Annotated in this window: 23 protein-coding genes; 16 read left to right on the top strand and 7 right to left on the bottom strand. The window is 57.3% G+C overall.

What is annotated here, in order from left to right; all coding sequences use genetic code 11:
• The first annotated feature begins 167 nt into the window (after window positions 1-167).
• Window positions 168-1,421, top strand: coding sequence for a serine hydroxymethyltransferase (glyA, locus tag L384_RS00210; protein WP_003860678.1), 1,254 nt, complete (start codon window positions 168-170; stop codon window positions 1,419-1,421).
• 53 nt (window positions 1,422-1,474) lie between these two features.
• On the opposite strand, the gene L384_RS00215 is transcribed toward glyA, so the two are convergent.
• Complete coding sequence (locus L384_RS00215; RefSeq protein WP_003860675.1) at window positions 1,475-1,897, bottom strand: DoxX family protein; 423 nt, start codon at window positions 1,895-1,897, stop codon at window positions 1,475-1,477.
• 172 nt (window positions 1,898-2,069) lie between these two features.
• Between L384_RS00215 and L384_RS00220 the strand changes: the two genes are divergently transcribed.
• Window positions 2,070-3,209 (top strand): 3-phenylpropionate MFS transporter, encoded by a 1,140-nt coding sequence (locus L384_RS00220; RefSeq protein ID WP_003860673.1) that lies wholly within the window; start codon window positions 2,070-2,072, stop codon window positions 3,207-3,209.
• Here the strand turns inward: L384_RS00220 and csiE are convergent, their stop codons facing one another.
• Entirely contained in the window at window positions 3,210-4,487 is a 1,278-nt protein-coding gene (csiE, locus tag L384_RS00225; RefSeq protein WP_023325073.1) for a stationary phase inducible protein CsiE, read from the bottom strand.
• A gap of 125 nt (window positions 4,488-4,612) precedes the next feature.
• Here csiE and L384_RS00230 point away from each other — a divergent pair, with 125 nt between their 5' ends.
• Window positions 4,613-5,251, top strand: coding sequence for a DUF1007 family protein (locus L384_RS00230; protein ID WP_022651599.1), 639 nt, complete (start codon window positions 4,613-4,615; stop codon window positions 5,249-5,251).
• Window positions 5,242-6,222, top strand: a complete 981-nt coding sequence (locus L384_RS00235; RefSeq protein ID WP_023314655.1) for a nickel/cobalt transporter — start codon at window positions 5,242-5,244, stop codon at window positions 6,220-6,222. Before L384_RS00230 ends, L384_RS00235 begins: the two co-directional genes overlap by 10 nt.
• Window positions 6,223-6,283: 61 nt before the next feature.
• Here L384_RS00235 and suhB read toward each other — a convergent pair whose 3' ends face one another.
• Entirely contained in the window at window positions 6,284-7,087 is an 804-nt protein-coding gene (gene suhB / locus L384_RS00240) for an inositol-1-monophosphatase (RefSeq protein WP_003860668.1), read from the bottom strand.
• A gap of 132 nt (window positions 7,088-7,219) precedes the next feature.
• On the opposite strand from suhB, the gene trmJ reads away from it, so the two are divergent.
• From trmJ to sseB, 11 genes are all read left to right on the top strand, one after another.
• Complete coding sequence (gene trmJ / locus L384_RS00245; RefSeq protein ID WP_003860666.1) at window positions 7,220-7,945, top strand: tRNA (cytosine(32)/uridine(32)-2'-O)-methyltransferase TrmJ; 726 nt, start codon at window positions 7,220-7,222, stop codon at window positions 7,943-7,945.
• A 216-nt stretch (window positions 7,946-8,161) separates the two neighbouring features.
• A complete protein-coding gene (iscR, locus tag L384_RS00250; protein ID WP_003860665.1) occupies window positions 8,162-8,653 on the top strand; it encodes a Fe-S cluster assembly transcriptional regulator IscR in 492 nt (163 codons plus the stop codon).
• A gap of 117 nt (window positions 8,654-8,770) precedes the next feature.
• Window positions 8,771-9,985: a cysteine desulfurase gene (iscS, locus tag L384_RS00255; protein WP_003860663.1), complete on the top strand. Its 1,215-nt coding sequence runs from the start codon at window positions 8,771-8,773 to the stop codon at window positions 9,983-9,985.
• Between the two features lie 24 nt (window positions 9,986-10,009).
• On the top strand, window positions 10,010-10,396 hold the full coding sequence (gene iscU / locus L384_RS00260) for a Fe-S cluster assembly scaffold IscU (protein WP_003860661.1): 387 nt from the start codon (window positions 10,010-10,012) through the stop codon (window positions 10,394-10,396).
• A gap of 13 nt (window positions 10,397-10,409) precedes the next feature.
• Window positions 10,410-10,733, top strand: coding sequence for an iron-sulfur cluster assembly protein IscA (iscA, locus tag L384_RS00265; RefSeq protein WP_003860659.1), 324 nt, complete (start codon window positions 10,410-10,412; stop codon window positions 10,731-10,733).
• A gap of 76 nt (window positions 10,734-10,809) precedes the next feature.
• Window positions 10,810-11,325, top strand: a complete 516-nt coding sequence (hscB, locus tag L384_RS00270; RefSeq protein ID WP_023325072.1) for a co-chaperone HscB — start codon at window positions 10,810-10,812, stop codon at window positions 11,323-11,325.
• Window positions 11,326-11,339: 14 nt separating this feature from the next.
• On the top strand, window positions 11,340-13,190 hold the full coding sequence (gene hscA, locus L384_RS00275) for a Fe-S protein assembly chaperone HscA (protein WP_023325071.1): 1,851 nt from the start codon (window positions 11,340-11,342) through the stop codon (window positions 13,188-13,190).
• Window position 13,191: 1 nt separating this feature from the next.
• On the top strand, window positions 13,192-13,527 hold the full coding sequence (fdx, locus tag L384_RS00280; RefSeq protein WP_003860652.1) for an ISC system 2Fe-2S type ferredoxin: 336 nt from the start codon (window positions 13,192-13,194) through the stop codon (window positions 13,525-13,527).
• A 1-nt stretch (window position 13,528) separates the two neighbouring features.
• Window positions 13,529-13,729 carry a Fe-S cluster assembly protein IscX gene (gene iscX / locus L384_RS00285; RefSeq protein ID WP_003860650.1) on the top strand — a complete coding sequence of 67 codons (201 nt, stop codon included), beginning with the start codon at window positions 13,529-13,531 and terminating at the stop codon, window positions 13,727-13,729.
• Between the two features lie 60 nt (window positions 13,730-13,789).
• The gene (gene pepB, locus L384_RS00290; RefSeq protein WP_023325070.1) at window positions 13,790-15,076 is read left to right on the top strand and encodes an aminopeptidase PepB; all 1,287 of its coding nucleotides are present in this window, start codon (window positions 13,790-13,792) and stop codon (window positions 15,074-15,076) included.
• 78 nt (window positions 15,077-15,154) lie between these two features.
• Entirely contained in the window at window positions 15,155-15,931 is a 777-nt protein-coding gene (sseB, locus tag L384_RS00295; RefSeq protein WP_023325069.1) for an enhanced serine sensitivity protein SseB, read from the top strand.
• A gap of 17 nt (window positions 15,932-15,948) precedes the next feature.
• Here sseB and L384_RS00300 read toward each other — a convergent pair whose 3' ends face one another.
• The 4 genes from L384_RS00300 to L384_RS00315 form a co-directional block, all read right to left on the bottom strand.
• Complete coding sequence (locus L384_RS00300) at window positions 15,949-16,719, bottom strand: MurR/RpiR family transcriptional regulator (protein WP_003860643.1); 771 nt, start codon at window positions 16,717-16,719, stop codon at window positions 15,949-15,951.
• Window positions 16,719-17,564 (bottom strand): 3-mercaptopyruvate sulfurtransferase, encoded by an 846-nt coding sequence (gene sseA, locus L384_RS00305; RefSeq protein ID WP_003860641.1) that lies wholly within the window; start codon window positions 17,562-17,564, stop codon window positions 16,719-16,721. Before sseA ends, L384_RS00300 begins: the two co-directional genes overlap by 1 nt.
• Before the next feature lie 89 nt (window positions 17,565-17,653).
• Window positions 17,654-19,021: a 6-phospho-alpha-glucosidase gene (locus L384_RS00310; RefSeq protein ID WP_023325068.1), complete on the bottom strand. Its 1,368-nt coding sequence runs from the start codon at window positions 19,019-19,021 to the stop codon at window positions 17,654-17,656.
• Between the two features lie 12 nt (window positions 19,022-19,033).
• Window positions 19,034-20,578 (bottom strand): PTS transporter subunit EIIC, encoded by a 1,545-nt coding sequence (locus tag L384_RS00315; RefSeq protein WP_003860637.1) that lies wholly within the window; start codon window positions 20,576-20,578, stop codon window positions 19,034-19,036.
• 286 nt (window positions 20,579-20,864) lie between these two features.
• Here L384_RS00315 and L384_RS00320 point away from each other — a divergent pair, with 286 nt between their 5' ends.
• Window positions 20,865-25,817, top strand: coding sequence for an alpha-2-macroglobulin family protein (locus L384_RS00320; RefSeq protein WP_023325067.1), 4,953 nt, complete (start codon window positions 20,865-20,867; stop codon window positions 25,815-25,817).

Below are 25,817 nucleotides of genomic sequence, written 5' to 3'. Positions count from 1 at the left end.
GAGCTTTATTGCTCAAACCCTTGCGTGGCGTGGAGGTAAACGTTTGCGTAAAATCGTTTGTCAAGACCTGTTATCGCAGAACTATTCAGTTATACTGTTGCCCGTCGTCCAACAGGACTGCCTTTTCAGGCCAAAAATTTACTTGTTAGCTGAGTCAGGAGATGCGGATGTTAAAGCGTGAAATGAACATTGCCGATTATGATGCCGAACTGTGGCAGGCTATGGAGCAGGAAAAAGTACGTCAGGAAGAGCACATCGAACTGATCGCCTCCGAAAACTACACCAGCCCGCGCGTGATGCAGGCGCAGGGTTCTCAGCTGACCAACAAATATGCTGAAGGTTATCCGGGCAAGCGCTACTACGGCGGTTGCGAATACGTTGATATCGTTGAGCAGCTGGCTATTGACCGTGCGAAAGAACTCTTTGGCGCTGACTACGCGAACGTCCAGCCGCACTCTGGCTCTCAGGCTAACTTCGCTGTTTATACCGCGCTGTTGCAGCCGGGCGATACCGTTCTGGGTATGAACCTGGCGCAGGGCGGCCACCTGACTCACGGCTCCCCGGTTAACTTCTCTGGTAAACTGTACAACATCATCCCTTACGGTATTGATGAGTCCGGTAAAATTGACTACGAAGACATGGCGAAGCAGGCCAAAGAGCACAAGCCGAAGATGATCATCGGTGGCTTCTCTGCTTACTCCGGCATCGTTGACTGGGCAAAAATGCGTGAAATCGCTGACAGCATCGGCGCGTACCTGTTCGTCGACATGGCGCACGTTGCCGGTCTGATTGCCGCTGGCGTTTACCCGAACCCGGTTCCACATGCGCACGTTGTGACCACCACCACCCACAAAACCCTGGCGGGTCCACGCGGTGGGCTGATCCTGGCGAAAGGCGGTGACGAAGAGCTGTACAAAAAGCTGAACTCCGCCGTGTTCCCAAGCGCCCAGGGCGGCCCGCTGATGCACGTTATCGCCGCGAAAGCCGTCGCGCTGAAAGAAGCGATGGAGCCAGAGTTCAAGGTTTATCAGCAGCAGGTTGCTAAAAACGCCAAAGCGATGGTGGAAGTGTTCCTGAATCGTGGCTACAAAGTGGTCTCTGGCGGGACTGAAAACCACCTGTTCCTGCTGGACCTGGTTGATAAGAACCTGACCGGTAAAGAAGCTGACGCAGCCCTCGGCCGCGCCAACATCACCGTGAACAAAAACAGCGTGCCAAACGATCCGAAGAGCCCGTTCGTGACCTCCGGTATCCGTATCGGTTCTCCGGCCGTAACTCGTCGTGGCTTTAAAGAAGCGGAAGTAAAAGAGCTGGCGGGCTGGATGTGTGACGTTCTGGACAACATCAATGACGACGCGGTTATCGAGCGCGTTAAAGGTAAAGTGCTGGACATCTGCGCACGCTTCCCGGTGTACGCATAATTCTCTGCGTTGCAGAACTGAAAAAGGCCGCTCATGCGGCCTTTTTTTATGGGCTAACGTCGATCGAGGGAGATGGCCCCCGGCCCGGTAATCGCCAGCAAAATAAATGCGCCAGCGATACTCACATTTTTGTAGAAGTTAATCATATTTGGCAGGACCGCATCGCCCGTCATATCCCAGTAGTGGTGACCAATCACCGCCGTTCCCAGCGTATAGAAGACAAAGATCACCGCGAGAGGGCGGGTGAAAAAGCCCAGCACGATTAGAATCGCGGCGGGGACTTCCATCACCACCGCAATAATCGCGGCCAGCATGGGCATGGGGGCGCCGAGCGACGTCATATACTGAACGGTGCCGCTAAACCCCGTCAGCTTGGGATAACCGAAAATAATAAACAGGACCACGATAGCAATGCGGGCAATTAAAAGCAGGAGAGAACGAGAGGAGCCGAAATCGAAATAACGTAAGCTGTTCATGGCAAACGACCTCTTCAGGCGATGTCTTATAAACGTAATACAGTTTTACCGCTCTCGCCATACGCTGTCCGGCTGGTGATGATGTTAATTTTTAGTTAATTTATAGCGCGCTAACGACTTGCTAAAGTCAGGGATTAACGCCAGACTATCGCCTCCATTTCGGGAGGGATTCATGGTCTTGCATTCCACGCGCTGGCTGGCGCTCAGCTATTTCACCTATTTCTTTAGTTACGGTATTTTTCTGCCTTTCTGGAGCGTCTGGCTCAAGGGAATTGGTCTGACGCCAGAGACCATTGGCATCCTGCTGGGCGCGGGGCTGGTGGCACGCTTCCTGGGTAGTCTGCTGATTGCGCCCCGCGTCAGCGATCCCTCCTTACTGATTAAAGCGGTGCGAATTCTGGCCCTGCTGACGCTGGTCTTTGCAGCCTGCTTCTGGGTTAGCCACCAGTTTGCCTGGCTGATGGTGGTAATGGTTGGCTTTAATCTGTTCTTCTCCCCGCTGGTGCCGCTGACGGATGCCCTGGCGAACACCTGGCAAAAGCAGATCACCATGGACTATGGCCGCGTGCGCCTGTGGGGATCGATTGCCTTCGTGATCGGCTCTGCGCTGGTCGGGAAACTGGTCAGCCTCTATGACTATCGTGCCATTCTGGCGCTGCTAACGCTCGGCATCGCCTCAATGCTGCTCGGTATGTTGCTGCGTCCGTCGGTGATGCCGCAGGGCGAAAGCCGCCATCAGGAGAGCGCCGGCTGGCCCGCCTGGCGCTCGCTGGTGGCGCAAAGCTGGCGTTTCCTGGCCTGCGTCTGTCTGCTTCAGGGGGCGCATGCGGCCTATTATGGCTTCAGCGCCATCTACTGGCAGGGGGCGGGTTACTCGGCTTCTGCGGTAGGCTACCTGTGGTCGCTCGGCGTGGTGGCGGAGGTTATTATCTTCGCGCTGAGCCAAAAACTGTTCCGTCGTTTCGGGGCGCGTGACCTGCTGCTGCTTTCCGCCGTGTGCGGCGTGGCGCGCTGGGGCATCATGGGCTGGACGACGGAGCTGCCGTGGCTGATTGTGGCGCAAATTCTGCACTGCGGAACCTTCACCGTCTGCCATCTGGCGGCGATGCGCTACATCGCGGCGCGAGAGGGTGGGGACGTTATTCGTCTTCAGGCGGTCTATTCAGCGGTGGCGATGGGCGGCAGTATTGCGGTGATGACCGTATTTGCCGGTTTCCTCTATCAGCACCTGGGGCACGGTGTGTTCTGGGTGATGGCGCTGGTCGCTTTACCGGCCATCGTTATTCGCCCTAAAGTCGCTGCTCGCACGTAACTACGATTCGAGCATTACGCGAATGTGTTCCTGCTGCTGCGTGTTCAGGGTCTCAACGGCATGAATGAGCGGCGGCGAGAACAGCGGCAGGGCGGTTGGATAAGGCGTAATAACCAGCGCCGCTTCGCGGGGCGCGCCCTCCTTCTTAAACGCCTCCAGGCTAAGATAACGAATATTGAGCGGCAGCAGCGTCAGCTCGCGAAGCTGCTGCTCAATTAACTCTTCACAGGCTTTATTTTCCCCCGTTAACAGGACCACCTGTTTTTCATGCAGATCGGTCTCCTGCATCAGCCAGGCACCAAAAATCACCGCCACCAGAGCCATCTCTTCACCGGAGAATCGCAGACCAAATTCGGCTTCCAGCTCAAACAGCGCCTCTTTAGTGGTGCGCAGAAGCCGGGGGTATAAACGGTGGATCTCTTCCGGCAGACTGTTGTCGATGCCGATGTCAAACAAGGAGCGGTCCAGCGCCTGAGCCAGATGGATATAAAGCTGATCGGTCAGACCTTGCTCATCGCTGAAGTTCATCCCGGTTTGTGCCCGGAAGCGGGCAATCATACGCACGATGGCGCGACGCAGGCGCTGATCCTGCTGGTGTTTATCCATCACCGGGTCGGGTGTGCGAAGCATCATAAACAGCAGCGCCAGGAACAGCTGTTCATCGCTGTGCGTTCCCTGCGGGACGCGCCGTTTCCAGTGGCGGACAATTTCCTGCGCCGTAAAGTATTCCCCTCGGGACTGCGTCCAGCTGCGCTGAACGGGCGAAAACTCCGGCGTATTGCCCAGATGATGCTGAATCAGACAATATTGCAGATAGAGCTGTAAAAATTGTACGTCGCGGGACTCAAACTGGCGCTGAAGCTTGCGCGCGCAAAAGTTGATAAGCGCCCGAAGGTTCGCATCGTCATAAAGCGGGCGGGCAATGCCGTGCTGTTTGAGCGCGGTTTTTAAGGCAGGAGTAAACTGTTGGGCGACAAAATGTGGACACAGCCGAAGCGCCCTGCGCAGCCAGTGCAGCAGGCACAAACGTTGATTCAGGGCGGTACCCTCAATTCGGTAGCAGCCATCATGGTGCGTGACGATATCAAGCCGATGATAGCGCTGGATTTCATCGCGCGTCTCGGCTATATCTTGCCGTGCCATGACGTCGTCCACGCCGTTGGCAGCGATTATGCTCTGTGCGGTGACGGCAGCATCGGGCAGGTAAAGCATCAAAAGCACCTGGCAGCGGCGCTGCGAACTGGAAAGCACAGATGGAATTTCAAGCGTCGTCATCATCTGTCGGGTATCCAGTGTGAATGTTTGATAAGAATAGCTAAAGGATGGGCGCTGAAAAGCGCACCGGCAGGCCTTTCACTCAGGATTGCTGGCGAACATCACAGAATTTTTGACGTGAGGAACAGATGCAAATAGTTAAACAAAGCGCGGTAGCGTTATTTTTGGCGGTTTTCACTTTCGCCGCCGGCGCACATCCTCACAGTTTTATCAGCCTGAAAACCGAACTGGTGACGGACGGCACACAGCTCAGTGGCCTGAAGATGCACTGGACGATGGATGAAATCACCTCCGCCGACCTGCTGTACGATGCCGGAAACGCAAAGCCCGGCGATGAGATCTGGAAAAAGCTGGCGGCGGAGGTGATGGCCAACGTGCTGGGTCAGCACTACTTCACCGAGTTCTGGCACAACGGACAAAAGGTGAAATTTCTTAACCGTCCCACGGAGTACGGCATGACCCGCGAAGGTCATCAGGCGGTGCTTACGTTCGTGCTTCCGCTGGCGCATCCTCAGCCGCTGGCCGGGCAAACGTACCGCTTTTCCACTTTTGACCCTACCTACTATGTCGATATGCGCTATGACAAAGACAGCGACGTACGGCTGCCGGACGCGCTGCAAAAAAGCTGCAAAATTGGCGTGCACACCCCTAAACCCAGCGAAGAGACGCTGAACTTTGCGATCTCGCTGGATAAAGCAGATGCCCCGCCTGAGGACATGGAGCTGGGTAAACAGTTCGCGCAGGAGGTGACGTTACAATGTCAGTGATCTCCTCTCCCGTCAGTAAGCCGCGTCGCTGGCTGCACCTCTGGCCTCTGGCGCTCTTTTTGTTGTTAGCGGTTGGCGGCGCGCTCTGGCTGTGGCAGGCATGGCCGCAGGTGATGGTGAAAAGCGTCCTCTGGCAGCGGGAAGTTAATCAGCAGATGAGCGTGCTGCTGAAAGCCGTGGCGGAAAATCCGACCAAAGCGGGCGGCGCTCTTCTGGCGTTCAGCTTTATCTATGGCGTGCTGCATGCCCTGGGACCGGGGCACGGCAAAATTGTCATCACGACCTGGCTTGCCACGCATCCGTCGAAGCTGAAATCGAGTATCGGCCTGACGCTGGCTTCTTCTTTACTTCAGGGCGGGGTGGCGATTGCGCTGGTCGTGGTCGTCCTCTCGCTGCTACAGCTGCCGGCTCGCCAGCTGCATATGAGCAGCTTCTGGCTGGAGAAGGGGAGTTACGCGCTGGTAGGCGTGCTGGGGTTGATCCTCTGCTGGCGGGCGCTGAAAAAATTGCGCGCGTTGCTGCAAAAACCAAAATTCAAAGCCTTTACGCCGCATCACGTTCACCATGAAAACTGCGGGTGCGGGCATCAGCATCTGCCGACGCAGGAACAATTACAGAATGGTGACGACTGGCGTGCGCGTCTGATGATTGTGCTCTCAATGGGGATGCGTCCGTGCTCGGGCGCAATCATGGTGCTGTTGTTCAGCAAAGTGACAGGCGTATTTGGCTGGGGCATGCTCTCGGCGCTGGCGATGGCGGCGGGAACGTCTCTGACGATCTCTTCGTTAGCCTTGCTGGTGCACAGCTTCCGTCAGCTGGCGGTAAAACTCAGCGGCAATAAAACGCCGGTATTGTGGCGACAGGTTGGCTGGACGACGCTTGCGTTGGCGGGCGGGGTGATTCTGCTGGTGGCTGCGGTCACGATGTGGATGAGCGCGGTGCCGGTGGGAAGGGGGTTGCGGCCTTTCTAGCCGTATCTGAGGCGTGTTGTAGGCCCGGTAAGCGTAGCGCCACCGGGCTTAACAGACTGAATTAACGCTTCAGCGCATCGCTCAGTTCATCACGCATGTTTGCCAGCATGGCTTTAACAACGCGCGGGTTACCTGCAACGATGTTGCCGGTAGACATATAGTTATGGCCGCCGGTGAAGTCGCAAACAATCGCGCCAGCTTCACGTGCGATCAGCTCGCCCGCCGCGAAGTCCCACGGCTTCAGTGACAGCTCAAAGTAACCGTCAACGCGGCCGGTCGCCACGTAGGCCAGATCCAGTGCAGCAGAGCCAGTGCGACGGAAGTCCGCGCATTCGGTGAACAGCTTGCCCAGGATATTCATATAGGTGGTTGCGTGCTGCTTCGCCTTGAACGGGAAGCCAGTCGCCAGAATCGTGCCGTCCAGATCGCGTGCATTGCTGCAACGCAGACGGTAGCCGTTCAGCTGCGCGCCCTGACCGCGGGTTGCGGTGAACAGTTCGTTACGCATTGGATCGTAAACAACGGCGACTTCAGTACGGCCTTTGATGCGTACTGCAATAGACACAGAGAAGTGTGGCAGGCGTTTAACGAAGTTGGTGGTGCCATCCAGTGGATCGATAACCCATTGAACATCCTGATCGGTACCTTCATGTTCACCGCTTTCTTCGGTGATGATGGTGTGCTGCGGGTAAGATTTGCGGATCGTTTCGATAATAATCGCTTCTGCGGCTTTATCGACGTTAGTCACGAAATCATTGCTGCCTTTCTGGCTGGTTTCTACGGAGTCTGGGGTTTCGTAGTGTTTGGCAATTACATTACCCGCCTTGCGCGCTGCGCGCACGGCGATGGTCAGCATCGGATGCATCGGTCTCTCTCACTGGATGTTAAAGAACAGGAAAATCGGCGCAGAGTATAGCAGCGGGATCGGATTATGTCTCTCGTTTATGATAATATGCCCGAATATTCTTCAGACACTGAATCCAGACATCTAAAAATTATGCTGCAAAACATTCGAATCGTGCTGGTCGAAACATCGCACACCGGCAACATGGGCTCTGTGGCCCGCGCTATGAAAACCATGGGCTTAACGAACCTGTGGCTGGTTAATCCGCTGGTGAAACCAGACTCTCAGGCTATTGCTCTGGCGGCCGGCGCCAGCGACGTGATCGGGAATGCGCAGATCGTGGACACCCTGGACGAAGCCCTGGCCGGTTGCAGTCTGGTGGTGGGGACCAGCGCGCGCTCCCGTACGCTGCCCTGGCCGATGCTGGACCCGCGCGAATGCGGCCTGAAAAGTATCTCAGAAGCGGAACAGGCGCCGGTTGCGCTGGTGTTTGGTCGTGAACGCGTTGGCCTGACCAACGAGGAACTACAGAAGTGTCACTACCACGTGGCGATTGCCGCCAATCCGGAATACAGCTCGCTGAACCTGGCGATGGCGGTGCAGGTCATTGCCTACGAAGTGCGCATGGCATGGCTGGCGACGCAGGAGAAACCGGTCGAACCTAAAGAAGAGACGGCCTACCCGCTGGTGGACGATCTGGAGCGCTTCTACGGTCATCTGGAGCAGACGCTGCTCTCAACCGGCTTTATCCGTGAAGGCCACCCGGGTCAGGTGATGAACAAGCTGCGCCGTATGTTCACCCGCGCCCGCCCGGAAAGCCAGGAGCTGAACATTCTGCGCGGGATTCTGGCGTCGATTGAGCAGAAGAACAAAGCGTAGTGTCGATTTCCCCCTCTCCCCGTGGGAGAGGGCTGGGGTGAGGGCATCAGGCCGCACCTATATTATGAAGGCACAGAAGGTTAAATACCTGACTAAAACAGTCAAGTAAATAGTTGACCAATTTAGTCAGGAATGTCAGACTTGGCCCTGCTATGCAATACCCCCATTTTACAATAAAAAACCCCGGGCAGGGGCGAGTTTGAGGTTAAGTAAGACATGAGACTGACATCTAAAGGGCGTTATGCCGTGACCGCGATGCTGGACGTTGCGCTCAACTCCGAAGCGGGCCCGGTTCCGTTGGCTGATATTTCTGAACGACAAGGGATCTCCCTCTCTTACCTGGAACAGCTGTTCTCCAGACTGCGTAAAAATGGACTGGTGTCCAGCGTTCGTGGCCCGGGCGGCGGTTATCTGCTGGGTAAAGACGCGGGCAGTATTGCGGTTGGCGAAGTGATTAGCGCGGTTGACGAATCCGTTGACGCGACCCGTTGCCAGGGTAAAGGCGGCTGTCAGGGCGGCGATAAATGCCTGACCCACGCGCTGTGGCGCGATCTGAGCGACCGTCTGACCGGCTTCCTGAACAACATCACCCTCGGTGAGCTGGTGAATAACCAGGAAGTTCTGGATGTCTCTGGGCGTCAGCATAGTCAGGATTCACAGCGCAGCACCCGCACGCAGGACGCCATCGACGTTAAACTGCGCGCGTAATTAAAAAGATAAGTATTCAGAATCAGGCCGGGGTGGTCACACCCCGCGTACTCGGTCGTACATCCAGCCGGTTGCCTGATTCCTTGCATTGAAGCGATGTACGGAGTTTATAGAGCAATGAAATTACCGATTTATCTCGATTACTCCGCAACCACGCCGGTGGACCCGCGTGTTGCCGAGAAAATGATGCAGTGTCTGACCCTGGACGGAAACTTTGGTAACCCAGCTTCCCGTTCACACCGTTTTGGCTGGCATGCTGAAGAGGCGGTTGATATCGCCCGTAATCAGATTGCTGACCTGGTCGGTGCCGACCCGCGTGAAATTGTTTTCACCTCCGGTGCGACCGAATCCGACAACCTGGCGATTAAGGGTGCAGCCAACTTTTATCAGAAAAAAGGCAAGCACATCATCACCAGCAAAACCGAACACAAAGCCGTGCTGGACACCTGCCGTCAGCTGGAGCGTGAAGGGTTCGAAGTCACCTATCTGGCGCCACAGAGCAACGGCATTATCGATCTGAAAGAGCTCGAAGCGGCGATGCGTGATGACACCATTCTGGTCTCCATCATGCACGTCAACAACGAAATCGGCGTGGTACAAGACATCGCGACCATCGGCGAAATGTGCCGCGCGCGCGGTATCATCTACCACGTGGACGCGACCCAGAGCGTGGGCAAACTGCCTATCGACCTGAGCCAGCTGAAAGTGGACCTGATGTCCTTCTCCGGTCACAAAATCTATGGTCCGAAAGGTATCGGCGCGCTGTACGTTCGTCGTAAGCCACGTATCCGCATCGAAGCACAGATGCACGGCGGCGGTCACGAGCGCGGCATGCGTTCCGGTACGCTGCCTGTTCACCAGATCGTGGGCATGGGCGAAGCCTACCGCATTGCAAAAGAAGAGATGGAAACCGAGATGGCACGCCTGCGCACGCTGCGTAACCGTCTGTGGGACGGCGTGAAAGATATGGAAGAAGTGTATCTGAACGGCGATCTCGAGCAGGGCGCGCCGAACATCCTCAACGTCAGCTTCAACTATGTTGAAGGCGAGTCGCTGATCATGGCGCTGAAAGACCTGGCCGTTTCTTCCGGCTCTGCCTGTACCTCTGCAAGCCTGGAGCCATCCTACGTGCTGCGCGCGCTGGGTATGACTGACGAGCTGGCACACAGCTCTATCCGTTTCTCTTTAGGTCGTTTTACTACCGAAGAAGAGATTGACTACACCATCAAGCTGGTTCGTAACTCCATCGGCCGTCTGCGCGACCTTTCTCCACTGTGGGAAATGTTCAAGCAGGGCGTGGATCTGAACAGCATTGAATGGTCACATCACTAATCGGTACATAAGGAGAATTCAATCATGGCATACAGCGAAAAAGTCATCGATCATTACGAAAACCCGCGCAACGTTGGCTCTTTTGACAACAGCGACGAATCTGTTGGTAGCGGCATGGTCGGTGCACCAGCATGTGGCGACGTGATGAAGTTGCAGATCAAAGTCAACAATGAAGGTATCATTGAAGACGCGCGCTTCAAGACCTACGGCTGCGGTTCTGCTATCGCGTCCAGCTCCCTGGTCACCGAATGGGTGAAGGGCAAGTCTCTGGACGAAGCACAGGCAATCAAGAACACGGATATTGCTGAAGAACTCGAACTGCCGCCGGTGAAAATTCACTGCTCAATTCTGGCAGAAGACGCGATCAAAGCCGCCATTGCGGATTACAAAAGCAAACGTGAAGCAAAATAATTGAGGTTTGAGTATGTCGATTACCCTTAGCGACAGCGCTGCCGCGCGAGTAAGCTCTTTTCTGGCGAACCGTGGTAAAGGCTTTGGCCTGCGACTGGGCGTACGTACCTCCGGCTGTTCTGGTATGGCTTACGTACTGGAGTTTGTTGACGAACCGGCGTCTGATGACACCGTGTTTGAAGACAAGGGCGTGAAGGTGGTGGTCGATGGCAAAAGCCTGCAATTCCTCAACGGCACTCAGCTGGACTTCGTAAAAGAAGGCCTGAACGAAGGGTTCAAATTCACGAACCCGAACGTCAAAGACGAGTGTGGTTGCGGCGAAAGCTTCCACGTTTAACCGCGCGTCATCCGAAACCCCACCGTGGCTTTGCTACGCGTGGGGTTTGTTCTAACAGGCTACCCCTGAGATTGTTATGGATTACTTCACTCTCTTCGGACTACCCGCTCAATACCCGATCGATCTCCAGGTGCTGACGGTCCGTTTTCAGGATCTCCAGCGTCAGTACCATCCGGATAAATTCGCCAGCGGGACGCAGGCAGAGCAACTGGCTGCGGTATCACACTCCGCCACCATCAACCAGGCCTGGCAAACGCTGCGTCATCCGCTGGCGCGTGCAGAATATCTGCTCTCGCTTCACGGTTTCGATCTGGCGAGCGAACAGCATACCGTGCGCGACACCGCCTTTCTGATGGAACAACTGGAGCTGCGCGAAGAGCTGGATGAAATTGAACAGGCTAAAGACGAAGCGCGCCTGGAAAGCTTTATCACGCGCGTAAAGGGTATGTTCGATACCCGCCATCAGCAGATGGTGGAGCAACTGAACAACGAGACCTGGGACGTGGCGGCAGACACTGTGCGCAAACTCCGTTTTCTCGATAAACTGCGAAGCAGTGCTGAACAACTCGAAGAAAAGCTGCTCGATTTTTAATTTCGGAAGCAATTATGGCCTTATTACAAATTAGTGAGCCTGGCTTAAGTGCCGCACCGCACCAGCGTCGTCTGGCGGTCGGTATTGACCTGGGCACCACCAATTCCCTCGTGGCGACCGTGCGCAGCGGCCAGGCGGAAACGCTGGCTGACGAGCAGGGGCGCCATCTGCTGCCTTCTGTAGTCCACTACCAACAGCAGGGTCACGCGGTCGGGGTTGATGCCCGCGCTAACGCCGCGCGCGATCCGGCCAATACCATCAGCTCGGTTAAGCGCATGATGGGCCGCTCGCTGGCTGATATCCAGACCCGTTACCCGCATCTGCCGTATCAGCTACAGGCCAGCGAAAACGGCCTGCCGATGATCGCGACGTCAGCCGGTTTGCTGAACCCGATTCGCGTTTCTGCTGACATCCTTAAAGCGCTGGCGGCACGCGCCACGGCGACGCTCGGCGGCGATCTGGACGGCGTGGTGATCACCGTTCCGGCCTATTTCGACGATGCACAGCGTCAGGGCACCAAAGACGCCGCGCGTCTGGCGGGCCTGCACGTGCTGCGTCTGCTGAACGAACCGACGGCGGCGGCGATTGCCTACGGCCTCGACTCCGGTCAGGAAGGGGTGATCGCGGTCTACGATCTGGGCGGCGGCACCTTTGATATTTCTATCCTGCGCCTGAGTCGCGGCGTGTTCGAAGTGCTGGCGACCGGCGGAGATTCCGCGCTCGGCGGCGATGACTTCGACCATCTGCTGGCAGATTACATCCGCGAGCAGGCGGGCATCAGCGATCGCAGCGATGCGCACGTGCAGCGTGAACTGCTGGATGCGGCCATCGACGCCAAAATCGCCCTGAGCGATGCACAGTCCGTCAGCGTGAACGTCGCAGGCTGGCAGGGTGAGATTACCCGCGATCGGTTCAGCGAACTGATTGCGCCTCTGGTTAAGCGTACCCTGCTGGCCTGCCGTCGCGCATTGAAGGATGCAGGCGTTGAGGCTAACGAGGTGCTGGAAGTGGTCATGGTTGGCGGCTCAACCCGCGTGCCGCTGGTACGCGAGCGCGTGGGGGAATTCTTTGGCCGCACGCCGTTGACCTCTATCGACCCGGACAAAGTGGTTGCCGTCGGCGCCGCTATCCAGGCCGATAACCTGGTCGGCAACAAGCCGGACAGCGAAATGCTGCTGCTGGACGTCATCCCGCTGTCTCTGGGTTTAGAAACCATGGGCGGCCTGGTGGAGAAAGTCATTCCGCGTAACACCACCATTCCGGTGGCGCGCGCGCAGGAGTTCACCACCTTCAAAGACGGCCAGACCGCGATGTCCATCCACGTGATGCAGGGCGAGCGTGAGCTGGTGCAGGACTGCCGCTCTCTCGCGCGCTTTGCGCTGCGCGGAATTCCAGCGCTGCCTGCGGGCGGGGCGCATATTCGCGTCACCTTCCAGGTGGATGCGGACGGCCTGCTGAGCGTCACGGCGATGGAAAAATCGACCGGTATCGAGTCGTCTATTCAGGTTAAGCCGTCCTACGGCCTGACCGATGGCGAAATCGCCTCCATGATTCAGGACTCAATGAGCTACGCCGAGCAGGATGTGAAGGCGCGTATGCTGGCGGAACAAAAAGTTGAAGCCGCACGCGTGCTGGAAAGCCTGAACGGCGCGCTCGCTGCCGACGCCGCGCTGTTAAGCGCCGCTGAGCGCCAGGTGATTGACGACGCTGCCGCGCGCTTAAGCGCCGTGGCCGAAGGCAATGACGCTGACGCGATAGAAGAAGCCATTAAAAACGTTGATAAACAAACCCAGGACTTCGCTGCTCGCCGCATGGACAAATCTGTCCGCGTCGCGCTGAAAGGCCAGTCCGTGGACGAGGTTTAATATGCCAAAGATTGTAATTTTGCCTCATGCGGACCTCTGTCCGGATGGCGCTGTTCTGGAAGCGAAGACCGGTGAAACCATTCTCGATGTAGCCCTGCGTGCAGGTATCGAAGTGGAACACGCCTGTGAAAAATCCTGTGCCTGCACCACCTGCCACTGCATCGTGCGTGAAGGTTTCGACTCTCTCGCCGAGAGCACCGAAGACGAAGACGACATGCTGGATAAAGCATGGGGTCTGGAGCCAGACAGCCGCTTAAGCTGCCAGGCCGCGGTGACCGATGAAGATCTGGTCGTGGAGTTCCCACGCTACACCATCAACCACGCACGCGAGCATTAATATGGGACTGAAGTGGACAGACAGCCGTGAAATCGGCGAAGCGCTCTACGACGCGAACCCGGATCTCGATCCGAAGACCGTACGATTCACCGACATGCATCAGTGGATCTGCGATTTAGAGGATTTCGACGACGATCCCAACGCATCCAATGAAAAAATTCTGGAGGCGATTCTGTTAGTCTGGTTAGATGAAGCAGAATAAATAACAAAACGGGCTGCCTTCAGGCGGCCCGTTTGCTAGTTGCTAATAAGGAAAAATAAAATGACCGAAGCGATGAAGATTACGCTCTCGAATCAGCCTGCCGACGCGCGCTGGGGCGAGAAAGCCACCTACAGCATTAATAACGACGGCATTACCCTGCACCTGACGGGCAACGATGATTTGGGCCTGATCCAGCGCGCCGCGCGTAAGATTGACGGTCTTGGCATTAAGCATGTGTCGCTGGAAGGGGAAGGTTGGGACACCGACCGCAGCTGGGCGTTCTGGGCAGGCTACAAAGGGCCGAAAGGCACCCGTCAAATTGAGTGGGCGAACCTCGACGAAGCCGGTCAGAAAGAGCTGGAAAGCCGCCTGAACATTATCGACTGGGTGCGCGACACCATTAACGCACCGGCGGAAGAGCTGGGGCCGGAACAGCTGGCGCAGCGCGCCGTTGACCTGCTGTGCGGTGTGGCGGGCGAAAAGATGTCCTACCGCATCACTAAAGGGGAAGACCTGCGCGAGCAGAACTACATGGGTATCCACACCGTGGGCCGTGGCTCAGAGCGTCCTCCGGTCCTGCTGGCGCTGGACTACAACCCAACCGGCGACAAAGAAGCGCCGGTCTTTGCCTGTCTGGTCGGGAAAGGCATCACCTTCGACACCGGCGGCTACAGCCTGAAGCAGAGCGCATTCATGGACTCCATGAAGTCCGACATGGGCGGCGCGGCGACCATTACCGGCGCGCTGGCCTTCGCTATCACCCGCGGCCTGAACAAGCGCGTGAAGCTCTACCTGTGCTGCGCGGATAACATGGTGAGCGGCAACGCCTTCAAGCTGGGTGACATCATTCGCTACCGCAACGGTAAAAACGTTGAGGTGATGAACACCGACGCCGAAGGCCGTCTGGTGCTGGCCGATGGCCTGATCGACGCCTCTGCGCAGAAGCCGGAGCTGATTATCGACATGGCGACCCTGACTGGCGCGGCGAAAACTGCCCTGGGTAACGACTATCACGCCCTGTTCAGCTTCGACGACAAGCTGGCCGCTCGCCTGCTGGCCAGCGCGGCGGCGGAAAACGAACCGTTCTGGCGTCTGCCGCTGGCCGAGTTCCACCGCAGCCAGCTGCCGTCTAACTTCGCCGAGCTGAACAACACCGCGAGCGCAGCGTACCCGGCGGGGGCAAGCACCGCAGCAGGCTTCCTGTCTCACTTCGTTGAGAACTACCATGAAGGCTGGCTGCACATTGACTGCTCCGCAACCTACCGTAAAGCGGCGGTTGAGCAGTGGTCTGCGGGTGCGACCGGTCTGGGCGTGCGTACCGTAGCGAACCTGCTGACGGCTGAGTAATGCTCTTTGCCCTCACCCTAACCCTCTCCCCATGGGAGAGGGCAGGGGTGAGGGGGAAATTCGACATCTGGAATTGTTATGTCAGAAACCAAAAACGAATTAGAAACCCTGTTGGAGCAGGCGGCGACCGAGCCCGCCCACCGTCCGGCCTTTTTCCGCACGCTGCTGGAATCCACCGTCTGGGTGCCGGGCACCGCAGCGGAAGGGGAGCAGGTTGTCGAAGACAGCGCGCTGGATCTGCTGCACTGGGAGAAAGACGACGGCACGTCGGTGATCCCGTTCTTTACTTCGCTCGAGGCCTTGCAGGAAGCGGTAGAAGACGAACAGGCGTTCGTGGTGATGCCGGTGCGCACGTTGTTCGAAATGACCCTGGGGCAGACGCTGTTCCTCAACGCCAAACTGCCGACCGGGAAAGAGTTTACTCCGCGCGAAATCAGCCACCTGATTGGTGACGAGGGCAACCCGCTCAGCACTCAGGAGGTGCTGGAAGGGGGCGAAACGCTGCTGCTGTCTGAAGTGGCCGAGCCGCCCGCGCAGATGATTGACTCCCTGACCACGCTGTTTAAAACCATCAAGCCGGTAAAACGCGCGTTTCTCTGCTCCATCAAAGAGAGCGCTGACGAAAAGCCTGTTCTGCTGATAGGGATTGAGGCCGACGGCGATATCGACGAGATCATCCAGGCGGCGGGAAGCGTGGCGACCGACACCCTGCCGGGCGATGAGCCGATTGATATCTGTCAGGTGAAGAAAGGTGAGAAGGGGATCAGCCACTTTATTACCGAGCACATCACTCCGTTCTACGAGCGTCGCTGGGGTGGCTTCCTGCGCGATCTCAAGACCAACCGCATTATCTGATTACGGCGGGGTGATCTTCACCCCGTTGCTTCCAGCAGCAGTAAATCCATCAGCAGCACCAGATTCGACTCAAACGACGTCACACCTGCGGCTTCGGCGGCGAAATGTACCGCTTCGTCATAGAGAGCAAAATGCACGTCCGCCATACCCGCCAGCGTATTGGCCGACGCGCGGGTAAACGCGACGATCGTCATGCCGACGTTTTTGGCGATCCGCGCTTTATCCAGTACCTGCTCCGTTTCGCCGCTGCGTGAAACGGCAATAAACACCTGATAGCGCGCGGCGTTGCTGAGAAAAATATTCCGGCTGTCTCCCGCCCCGGAGATGAAGGCCGTTTTTCCCAGCACCTGCAACTTCTTGGTCAGGTACTCGGCAAAAAGGTACGAAAACCCGGCACCGTAGAGAAAGAAGCTCTCTTTCTGGCGCAGCAGGCTGGCAAACTGCTGGCGTTTGTCCTGAGTGACCCACTGGAAGGTCTGCTGATAGTTGGCAACGAACCGGGTAAAAAGCGCGGGCATTTCCGCATGTTGCTCAGGCTGTACGGTGATATGCGGCGTGTCAGAAAGCAGCTGCTTGCAGTGCCAGATAAACTCGCTAAAGCCGCTAAACCCCAGCTTCTGGCACAGCCGCATAATCGTCGCGGTAGAGACAAATGTCGCCTGCGCCAGCTCGCGCACCGTGATGTTGCCCACCAGCAATGGATGCTCAGTGAGGTGGGCGAGGACGCGATACTCCGCGCGGGTCAGCGACGACCCGCGCGTTAACAGCGTTGCCAGGCGGTTATCCATTATTTCGCCGGTTCAACCGGCAGATCGTCTCGTGCACCCCATTCACTCCAGGCGCCGTCGTACAGGGTCACGTCATTTGCGTCAAGGGTTGCCAGCGCCAGGATCACCACGCAGGCCGTTACGCCGGAGCCGCAGCTGGCAATAACCGGACGATGCAAATCCACGCCCTGACGTTCAAAAATGGCACGCAATTCATCGGTGGTTTTCAGCTCGCCTTCAAACACCAGATCGCCCCACGGCACGTTCAGCGCCCCCGGGATATGGCCGCGTTTCAGTCCCGGTCGCGGCTCGTCCGCTTCTGCGTTGAAACGTGGAGCGGGACGCGCATCGACGATTTGCGCCGTGTTTTCGTGGCTCACGACCAGCACGTCGGTCAGGCGCTTGACCACGTTAGCGTCAAACGTGGCATCAAATTCCCCTTCCGGCAGCGTGACGTCACCCTGCTGAAGCGGTAGTTCGTCGCGCTTCCAGCCTGCAAGTCCGCCCGCCAGAATCGATACCTTTTCCACGCCGAAGTTTTTCAGCATCCACCACGCTCGCGGCGCGGAAAACAGATTACCTTCATCGTAAACAACAAGATGTTTATCTTTGCTGATGCCCAGCTCGCGCATCGCCACGGAAAACGCTTCCGGGCGAGGCAGCATGTGCGGCAGGGAAGAGGTGTGATCGGAGAGGGCTTCGATATCAAAAAATACCGCGCCAGGCAGGTGCCCTGCCCGGTATTCAGCGGGAACGTCACGATGCTCCTGGCCCGGAGGGGCCATGCGCGCGTCGATAATCTGAACTTCCGGGTCGTCGCCGTGCTCAATCAGCCAGTCGGCAGCGACAAAATATGAGGTGGACATGGTTGCCTCCATTCTTTTCCGTAAAAAAGGATTGTCGGTGTTTTTTCTGACACCGACAAGCTCACCACGTTCAACTCGCGAGCAAGCCCCTATTTTTTCACCGCTTCACCGTCCTGCCAGGCCTTTTGCAGCGCAGGCCAGTAGTCGCGGTTGGCTTCGATCATCTCATCCAGAATCGCTTTCGCGTGCTCCATGGTCGGCACGGTGCGGTTCAGAGTGAACGCCTGCAACGCTTTCTCGTAGCTGCCTTCGATGGTTGCCTCAACCAGCAGCTGTTCAGAGGCCAGCTGCTGTTGCAGGAGCGTCTGGTGGAACAGCGGCACCAGACCCACGCGGACAGGCTCCGGCCCTTCGGAAGTGATATAGGCAGGCACTTCCACCACCGCATCGTACGGCAGGTTGGTAATCGCCCCGCGGTTTTCCACCATCACCAGATGGCGTTGGCGCAGGTTGAATGCCAGCGAGCAGGCGACATCGACGATAAATTCGCCGTGAACACCTACGTGGAAGGCGTCCGGTAAGATCCCGCTGCGCTGGTACTCTTCGGCGGCGGCGAACAGCTTTTTCTCGCGCCCGTTCATCACTTCGTTGGCGCGGGTATAGTCCGGGTTTTGATGCTCCACAATCTGGTTCGGCATCAGGTAGTACTGTAGATACGGGTTCGGCAGGTACTCCGGGAAGTTATCCATAATCGGCTTGATGTTGCGCCAGGTTTTCACCCACGATGGATCCGAGTGCTGCGGGTCGGTTTTTGCGGCATCTTCCGTCAGCAGGCCAAACTTCGCGATATGCTTACGCAACTCCGGGAGCTTGTCTTCGCCGTCCACCAGCACGCGGGTAAACCAGCCGAAGTGGTTCAGGCCGAAGTAGTCCACTTCCAGTTTATGACGATCCACGCCCAGAATGGCACCCATATTGCGCATCGCGGCAACCGGCATATCGCAGATGTTCAGCACCCTCGCGTTCGGACGCAGGCGGCGCACGCCTTCCGCGACGATCGCCGCCGGGTTGGAGTAGTTCACGATCCAGGCTTTCTCGTGCGCGTAGCGATCGACCAGATCGATAAGCTCCACCATCGGCAGGATCGTGCGCAGGCCGTAGGCCAGCCCGCCGGGGCCGCAGGTTTCCTGGCCCACCACGCCGTGACGCAGCGGGATCTTCTCATCCTGTTCACGCATTTTGTACTGCCCGACGCGCATCTGGGCGAAGACAAAATGCGCGCCGCTAAAGGCCACTTCCGGGTCACTGGTGACGGTAAATTTGATGCTCTGGCTGTGGTCGCGAATAACCTTCTCCACCACGGGCGCGATGGTGTTCTGGCGCGCCGCGTCAATGTCATACAGGCGGATCTCTGCCAGAGGGAAATCGTGCAGACGCACCATGAGGCTTTTCACAATACCTGGCGTGTAAGTGCTACCGCCGCCGGCAATCGACAGAATAAATGGGGGTGTAAACATCTTTAGCTCCTTTCAGAGAAACGTCTCAACGGCTTCTCGCATTTTTTTGACATGCAGCCCGTAGACCACCTGAACGTTGTTACCTTGTTTGATAATCCCTTTCGCGCCGGTCGCTTTCAGGCGCGGTTCGTCGATGATGGCGACGTCCTTCACCGTGACGCGTAAGCGGGTGTAGCAGTTATCCACCACCTCTATGTTTTCCCGACCGCCCAGACCCACAACGATCGATTCGCCCAGCCCGTCGTTATTGCCCTTCGCCTGGTACTCCTGCTTGCTGTAAAGGCGTGTCTCCTGGTCCTCATCTTCACGCCCCGGCGTTTTCATGTTGAAGCGCAGGATCAGGAAGCGGAATACCACGAAATAAAGAGTGAACATGATCAGCCCGACCACGATGTACATGGGCCAGTTGGACTTCTCCGTGCCGAGCGGCAGGTTGTAGAGGATGAAATCGATAATCCCGTTGGCGCCGATGGCGTGAACGCCAAACAGCGAGAACAGCATCATGCCGATACCGGTCAGCACCGCATGCACCACGAACAGCAGCGGGGCGACAAACAGGAAGGAGAACTCAATCGGCTCGGTTACGCCGACCAGCAGCGAGGTCAGCGCCGCCGGGATCAGAATCGCTTTCGCCGCCGCTTTACGCTCTGGCCTGGCGGTCATATACATCGCCAGCGCCGCGGCAGGCAGGCCAAACATTTTGCTGATGCCGCGCGCATCCCACACCACGGTACTGCTGAGCTGCTTCACGTCCGGGCAGGCCATCTCGGCGAAGTAGATATTGCGCGCGCCCTGGTAAGCCGTACCGCACACCTCCTGCGTACCGCCCAGTTCGGTATACAGGAACGGCGTATAGACCAGATGATGCAGGCCCGTCGGCACCAGAATGCGTTCAAGGAAACCGTAGATCGCCACGCCAAACGGACCGGACCCTTTGATCGCCAGCGCCAGGGCGCTTATTCCATGCTGTGCGTACGGCCAGAGTTCGCTCATGATCACGCCGAGCAGCATAGAGACAGGCAGCATTACAATCGCGACAAAGCAGTGGCCGGAGTAAATCGCCATCGCGCCGTTAAACTGGACACCGGAATATTTGTTGTACAGATAACCGGAGAGCGCCCCGGTCAGGATCCCGGCGAAAACGCCCATTTCCAGCACCTGGACGCCCAGCACCATGCTTTGTCCGGCGGCTTTCATCTGTTCCGCAGGGGCCAGTTCCCCCTGAAGCTGTAACGTCACGTTCATGGCATTGATAAACACGATAAAAGTTACCAGCCCAATCAGCGCCGCGTAGCCTTTGTCTCGGGTTGCCAGTCCAATGGGGATACCAACGGCAAACACCAGCGCCAGGTTGACCAGCACCGACACGGCAGACTTGGCGATCAGCTGGCCGACACTCTGGATCAGCGGGTGGCCAAGAAACGGCAGGTACTCGGCCAGATTGCCGTTACCCAGCACATTCCCAAAGGCGATAAACAGGCCTACGATGGGTAAGATAAGTACAGGTCCGTAAAGTGATTTTCCGAAATTTTGTAGGGCGTTCACGGCTCGTTTCATGGCTTTCTCTCTTATTGAACCGCGCACTCAGGGTGCGTCATGGTCATAAAACTAGCAGGCCTGATGCGAGCTTATCCAGCTATCTTCTTGTTTTAAAAACAAATGACGTGAAAGGTAACATGTAACGTTATGCGCTGTGATCGCGGTTCCATCACGGCGTAGCGGCGTGATGCCATTCTGCGAGGTGCTTTCCAGATTATAAAATTGGACTTTTTGTATTAACGAAACTTGCGGATAATACTTATCCGGACGATGACCAACAGGCCCCTCAGGCCAGGGACACAGGATGAAACCGTTTCGCTTAGCTGCGATCTCTCTCGCGCTGCTCACCACCTTTACGCTTGTCGGCTGTGATAACAGCGACGACAAACCTCAGGCCGCTGCCCCCGCAGCGTCTACTGCATCAGAAAAGAAAACCCCGGCGACACCGGATCCTGAAAAGCTGGCTAAGCTGGCCGCGCAGAGTCAGGGTAAGGCGTTGACGCTGCTGGATGCCTCGGAAGTGCAACTCGACGGCGCCGCGACGCTGGTTCTGACCTTCTCTGTACCGCTGGATCCCAGCCAGGATTTTGCGAAAACGGTACATGTGGTGGATAAAAAAAGCGGCAAAGTGGACGGCGCCTGGGAACTGGCCCCCAATCTGAAAGAGCTGCGCCTGCGCCATCTGGAGCCGAATCGTAATCTGGTTGTCACCGTCGAACGTGATTTGCTGGCGCTGAACAAAGCGACATTCGGCATTGACTATGAAAAAGCGATCACCACCCGGGATGTTGAACCGACGGTCGGATTCGCCAGCCGCGGATCGCTGCTGCCGGGTAAAGTGGTGGAAGGGTTGCCGGTGATGGCGCTCAACGTCAACAATGTGGACGTGAACTTCTACCGCGTTAAGCCGGAGTCGCTGGCCTCGTTTGTCAGCCAGTGGGAGTACCGTAACTCGCTGACCAACTGGGAATCTGACAACCTGCTGAAGATGGCGGAACTGGTCTACACCGGCCGTTTCGACCTCAACCCGGCGCGCAACACGCGTGAAAAACTGCTCCTGCCGCTTAAAGATATTAAGCCGCTCCAGCAGTCTGGCGTCTATATCGCCGTGATGAATCAGGCTGGTCACTATAACTACAGTAACGCCGCGACGCTCTTTACCTTAAGTGATATTGGGCTGTCCGCTCACCGTTATCATAACCGCCTGGACATCTTCACCCAGAGTCTTGAAAACGGTGCGGCGCAGTCAGGCGTGACCATTACCCTTCTGAACGATAAAGGGCAGACTCTGGCCGAGGCGAACAGCGACGCCGATGGTCATGCGAAACTGGAAACCGATAAAGAAGCCGCGCTGATCCTTGCCAGTAAAGATGGCCAGACCACGCTTCTTGACCTCAAACTTCCGGCGCTGGATCTGGCGGAGTTTGATATCGCCGGTAACCCGGGTTACAGCAAACAGTTCTTTATGTTTGGCCCGCGCGATCTCTATCGTCCGGGTGAAACGGTGATCCTTAACGGCCTGCTTCGCGACAGCGATGGCAAACCGCTTCCCGAGCAGCCGGTAAAACTTGACGTGCTGCGTCCGGACGGACAGGTGGCGCGTACGGTCGTTGTGCAACCTGAGAATGGCCTTTATCGCTTCAACTATTCGCTTGATAGCGGCGCCCAGACCGGCATGTGGCATATTCGCGCGAATACGGGGGATAACCAGCAGCGCATGTGGGATTTCCACGTCGAAGATTTTATGCCTGAGCGTATGGCGCTGAATCTGACCGGGCAAAAAACGCCGGTTTCCCCGCAGGAGGATGTGGACTTTAACGTTGTGGGCTATTACCTGTACGGCGCGCCAGCTAACGGCAATTCTCTGCAAGGCCAGCTTTTCCTGCGTCCGCTACGTGACGCGGTGCCTGCGCTGCCTGGCTTCCAGTTCGGTGATATTGCCGAGGAGAACCTGAGCCGCAGCCTGGATGAAGTGCAGCTTACGCTGGACGAACAGGGGCGCGGACAGGTTACCACCGAAAGCCAGTGGAAAGAGGCGCACTCGCCGCTGCAACTGATTTTGCAGGCCAGCCTGCTGGAATCAGGTGGGCGTCCGGTAACGCGACGCGCTGAGCAGGCTATCTGGCCGGCGGCTGAGCTGCCGGGTATTCGCCCTCAGTTCGCCAGCAAGGCGGTTTACGACTACCGCACCGATACTACCGTCAACCAGCCGATCGTCGACGAGAACGGCAACGCCAGCTTCGACATCGTCTATGCCGATGCCAGCGGAGCCAAAAAGGCCGTTTCCGGATTACAGGTACGACTGATTCGCGAGCGTCGTGACTACTTCTGGAACTGGTCCGAGAGTGAGGGCTGGCAGTCTCAGTTTGATCAAAAAGATCTGGTTGAGGGCGAGCAGGAGCTAAACCTCAAGGCCGATGAAACCGGTAAAGTCACCTTCCCGGTGGAGTGGGGCTCATACCGTCTGGAAGTGAAAGCCCCTGATGACATGGTCAGCAGCGTGCGCTTCTGGGCAGGCTACAGCTGGCAGGATAACAGCGACGGCACCGGGGCCGCGCGCCCTGACCGCGTGACGCTGAAACTGGATAAGCCATCCTATCAGCCAGGCGATACCATCCAACTGCACATCGCCGCGCCGGCCGCAGGCAAGGGCTATGCGATGATCGAGTCCAGTGAAGGGCCGCTGTGGTGGAAAGAGATCGACGTACCGGCTAACGGTCTGGATCTCGCTATCCCGGTCGACAAGGCCTGGAAACGTCACGATCTCTATCTCAGCACGCTGGTGGTTCGTCCTGGCGATAAATCAAAATCCGCCACGCCAAAACGGGCGGTTGGCCTGCTGCATCTGCCAATGGGGGACGAAAATCGTCGCCTGAACATCGCACTGGATAACCCGCAAAAAATGCGTCCGAACCAGACGCTTTCTGTGAAAGTGAAAGCCAGCGTAAAAGAGGGGGCTGTGCCACAGAAGGTGAACGTGCTGGTCTCGGCTGTCGATAGCGGCGTGCTGAACATTACCGACTACGTCACGCCGGATCCGTGGCAAGCTTTCTTCGGTCAGAAGCGCTATGGCGCGGACATCTATGATGTTTACGGCCAGGTGATTGAAGGTCAGGGACGTCTGGCCGCACTGCGCTTTGGCGGAGACGGCGATGAACTGAAACGCGGCGGTAAGCCACCGGTGAACCATGTCACCATTATTGCCCAGCAGGCGCAGCCGGTTACGCTTGATGCCAACGGCGAAGGTACCATCACGCTGCCGATTGGCGATTTCAACGGTGAACTGCGTCTGATGGCGCAGGCCTGGACGGAAGACGATTTCGGCAGCAGCGAAAGCAAAATCATTGTGGCGGCTCCGATTATCACCGAGCTTAACACGCCGCGGTTCCTCGCAAGTGGCGATACCTCCCGCCTGACGCTGGACCTGACTAACCTGACTGACCAGCCGCAAACGCTGAACATTGCGTTAACCGCAGCCGGTAAGTTGTCGCTCGAAGGTGCTCAGCCAGAGCCGGTTAAGCTGCCGCCTGGCGCACGTAGCACCCTGTTTATACCGGTGCGTGCCCTGGAGGGCTATGGCGATGGGCAAGTGACTGCTCAGGTGACGGGCCTTCAGCTCCCAGGTGAGACGTTTGCGCCGCAGCAGAAGAGCTGGAAAATTGGCGTGCGTCCCGCATTCCCGGCGCAAACCGTGAATACGGGCACGATGCTGAATCCTGGCGAATCCTGGAGTGCGCCAGCACAGCATATCGAAGGTTTCTCGCCTGCCACGCTACAGGGGCAGCTGTTGCTCAGCGGTAAACCACCTTTGAACCTGGCGCGCTACATACGTGAACTTCAGGCCTATCCGTATGGATGTCTTGAGCAGACCACCAGCGGCCTGTTCCCGTCCCTCTACACCAACGCGGCACAGCTGAAGGCATTGGGCATTAAAGGCGATACCGACGATAAACGCCGTGCGGCCATTGATATCGGGATCTCCCGTCTGCTGCAAATGCAGCGTGACGATGGCGGTTTTGCCTTGTGGGATAAAAACGGCCCGGAAGAGTACTGGCTGACCGCCTATGTCACGGACTTCCTGGTGCGGGCAGGGGAGCAGGGTTACAGCGTGCCTGCCGAGGCGGTGAATAACGCCAACAGCCGACTGCTGCGCTATTTACAGGATCCGGGCATGATGTCCATCCGCTACAGCGACGACACCCAGGCCAGCAAATTTGCTGTCCAGGCGTATGCTTCGCTGGTGCTGGCGCGTCAGCAAAAAGCGCCGCTCGGTGCGCTGCGTGAAATCTGGGAGCGCCACGCTCAGGCTGCTTCCGGGCTTCCGTTGATGCAGCTGGGCATGGCACTCAAACTGATGGGGGATGCACCGCGCAGCCAGCAGGCGCTGGATCTGGCTCTCAAAACACCCCGTAACGACAGCCGAAACTGGATGGCGGATTACGGCAGCCAGCTGCGTGATAATGCCCTGATGCTCTCCCTGCTGGAAGAGTACAAGCTGCTGCCGGATGCGCAAAACAGGCTGCTGAACGCGTTATCTGAAGACGCGTTCAGCCAGCGCTGGCTGTCTACCCAGGAGAGCAATGCGCTGTTCCTGGCCGGACGATCACTGCAAACCTTGTCAGGTGCGTGGCAGGCAACGACCTCCCTCTCTGAACAGACCCAGAGCAGTGATAAAGCGCAGGTAGAAAACCTGAACGGCGATCAGATTGGTGCGTTGCAGATGACGAATACCGGCACTACGCCGCTGTGGGTACGACTGGACACTACTGGCTATCCGGAGTATGCGCCTCAGCCATCCTCGAATGTCTTGCAGATTGAACGTCATATCCTGGCGACAGATGGCAGCAGCAAGTCGCTCTCTTCTCTGAAGAGCGGTGAACTGGTTCTGGTATGGCTGGAAGTGAAGGCCAGCCAGAACGTGCCGGATGCGCTGGTGGTGGATCTGCTCCCGGCAGGTCTGGAGCTGGAAAACCAGAATCTGGCGAGCAGCAGCGCCAGCTTGCAGGACAGCGGCAGTGAAGTGCAAAACCTGCTGAATCAGATGCAACAGTCTGATATTCAGCACATGGAATTCCGCGACGATCGCTTTGTGGCCGCGGTGCCGGTCAATGAAGGTCAGCCGGTCACGCTGGTTTACCTGGCCCGTGCCGTTACGCCGGGAACCTACCAGGTGCCTGTTCCGATGGTCGAGTCCATGTACGTTCCGCAGTGGCGGGCAACGGGGGCGGCCAGTGGCCCGCTGATCGTTGTTCCGTAA

Origin of the sequence: Enterobacter sp. MGH 38 (genome assembly GCF_000492855.1) — a bacterium.
Lineage (GTDB): Bacteria > Pseudomonadota > Gammaproteobacteria > Enterobacterales > Enterobacteriaceae > Enterobacter > Enterobacter hormaechei_C.
Note: the sequence above shows the minus strand (reverse complement) of the source record. Positions and strands in the feature narration are given on the sequence as shown.

Coding starts and splice junctions, on each gene's coding strand:
- glyA (WP_003860678.1), top strand. CDS start 168: ATGTTAAAGCGTGAAATGAACATTGCCGATTATGATGCCGAACTGTGG.
- L384_RS00215 (WP_003860675.1), bottom strand. CDS start 1,897: ATGAACAGCTTACGTTATTTCGATTTCGGCTCCTCTCGTTCTCTCCTG.
- L384_RS00220 (WP_003860673.1), top strand. CDS start 2,070: ATGGTCTTGCATTCCACGCGCTGGCTGGCGCTCAGCTATTTCACCTAT.
- csiE (WP_023325073.1), bottom strand. CDS start 4,487: ATGATGACGACGCTTGAAATTCCATCTGTGCTTTCCAGTTCGCAGCGC.
- L384_RS00230 (WP_022651599.1), top strand. CDS start 4,613: ATGCAAATAGTTAAACAAAGCGCGGTAGCGTTATTTTTGGCGGTTTTC.
- L384_RS00235 (WP_023314655.1), top strand. CDS start 5,242: ATGTCAGTGATCTCCTCTCCCGTCAGTAAGCCGCGTCGCTGGCTGCAC.
- suhB (WP_003860668.1), bottom strand. CDS start 7,087: ATGCATCCGATGCTGACCATCGCCGTGCGCGCAGCGCGCAAGGCGGGT.
- trmJ (WP_003860666.1), top strand. CDS start 7,220: ATGCTGCAAAACATTCGAATCGTGCTGGTCGAAACATCGCACACCGGC.
- iscR (WP_003860665.1), top strand. CDS start 8,162: ATGAGACTGACATCTAAAGGGCGTTATGCCGTGACCGCGATGCTGGAC.
- iscS (WP_003860663.1), top strand. CDS start 8,771: ATGAAATTACCGATTTATCTCGATTACTCCGCAACCACGCCGGTGGAC.
- iscU (WP_003860661.1), top strand. CDS start 10,010: ATGGCATACAGCGAAAAAGTCATCGATCATTACGAAAACCCGCGCAAC.
- iscA (WP_003860659.1), top strand. CDS start 10,410: ATGTCGATTACCCTTAGCGACAGCGCTGCCGCGCGAGTAAGCTCTTTT.
- hscB (WP_023325072.1), top strand. CDS start 10,810: ATGGATTACTTCACTCTCTTCGGACTACCCGCTCAATACCCGATCGAT.
- hscA (WP_023325071.1), top strand. CDS start 11,340: ATGGCCTTATTACAAATTAGTGAGCCTGGCTTAAGTGCCGCACCGCAC.
- fdx (WP_003860652.1), top strand. CDS start 13,192: ATGCCAAAGATTGTAATTTTGCCTCATGCGGACCTCTGTCCGGATGGC.
- iscX (WP_003860650.1), top strand. CDS start 13,529: ATGGGACTGAAGTGGACAGACAGCCGTGAAATCGGCGAAGCGCTCTAC.
- pepB (WP_023325070.1), top strand. CDS start 13,790: ATGACCGAAGCGATGAAGATTACGCTCTCGAATCAGCCTGCCGACGCG.
- sseB (WP_023325069.1), top strand. CDS start 15,155: ATGTCAGAAACCAAAAACGAATTAGAAACCCTGTTGGAGCAGGCGGCG.
- L384_RS00300 (WP_003860643.1), bottom strand. CDS start 16,719: ATGGATAACCGCCTGGCAACGCTGTTAACGCGCGGGTCGTCGCTGACC.
- sseA (WP_003860641.1), bottom strand. CDS start 17,564: ATGTCCACCTCATATTTTGTCGCTGCCGACTGGCTGATTGAGCACGGC.
- L384_RS00310 (WP_023325068.1), bottom strand. CDS start 19,021: ATGTTTACACCCCCATTTATTCTGTCGATTGCCGGCGGCGGTAGCACT.
- L384_RS00315 (WP_003860637.1), bottom strand. CDS start 20,578: ATGAAACGAGCCGTGAACGCCCTACAAAATTTCGGAAAATCACTTTAC.
- L384_RS00320 (WP_023325067.1), top strand. CDS start 20,865: ATGAAACCGTTTCGCTTAGCTGCGATCTCTCTCGCGCTGCTCACCACC.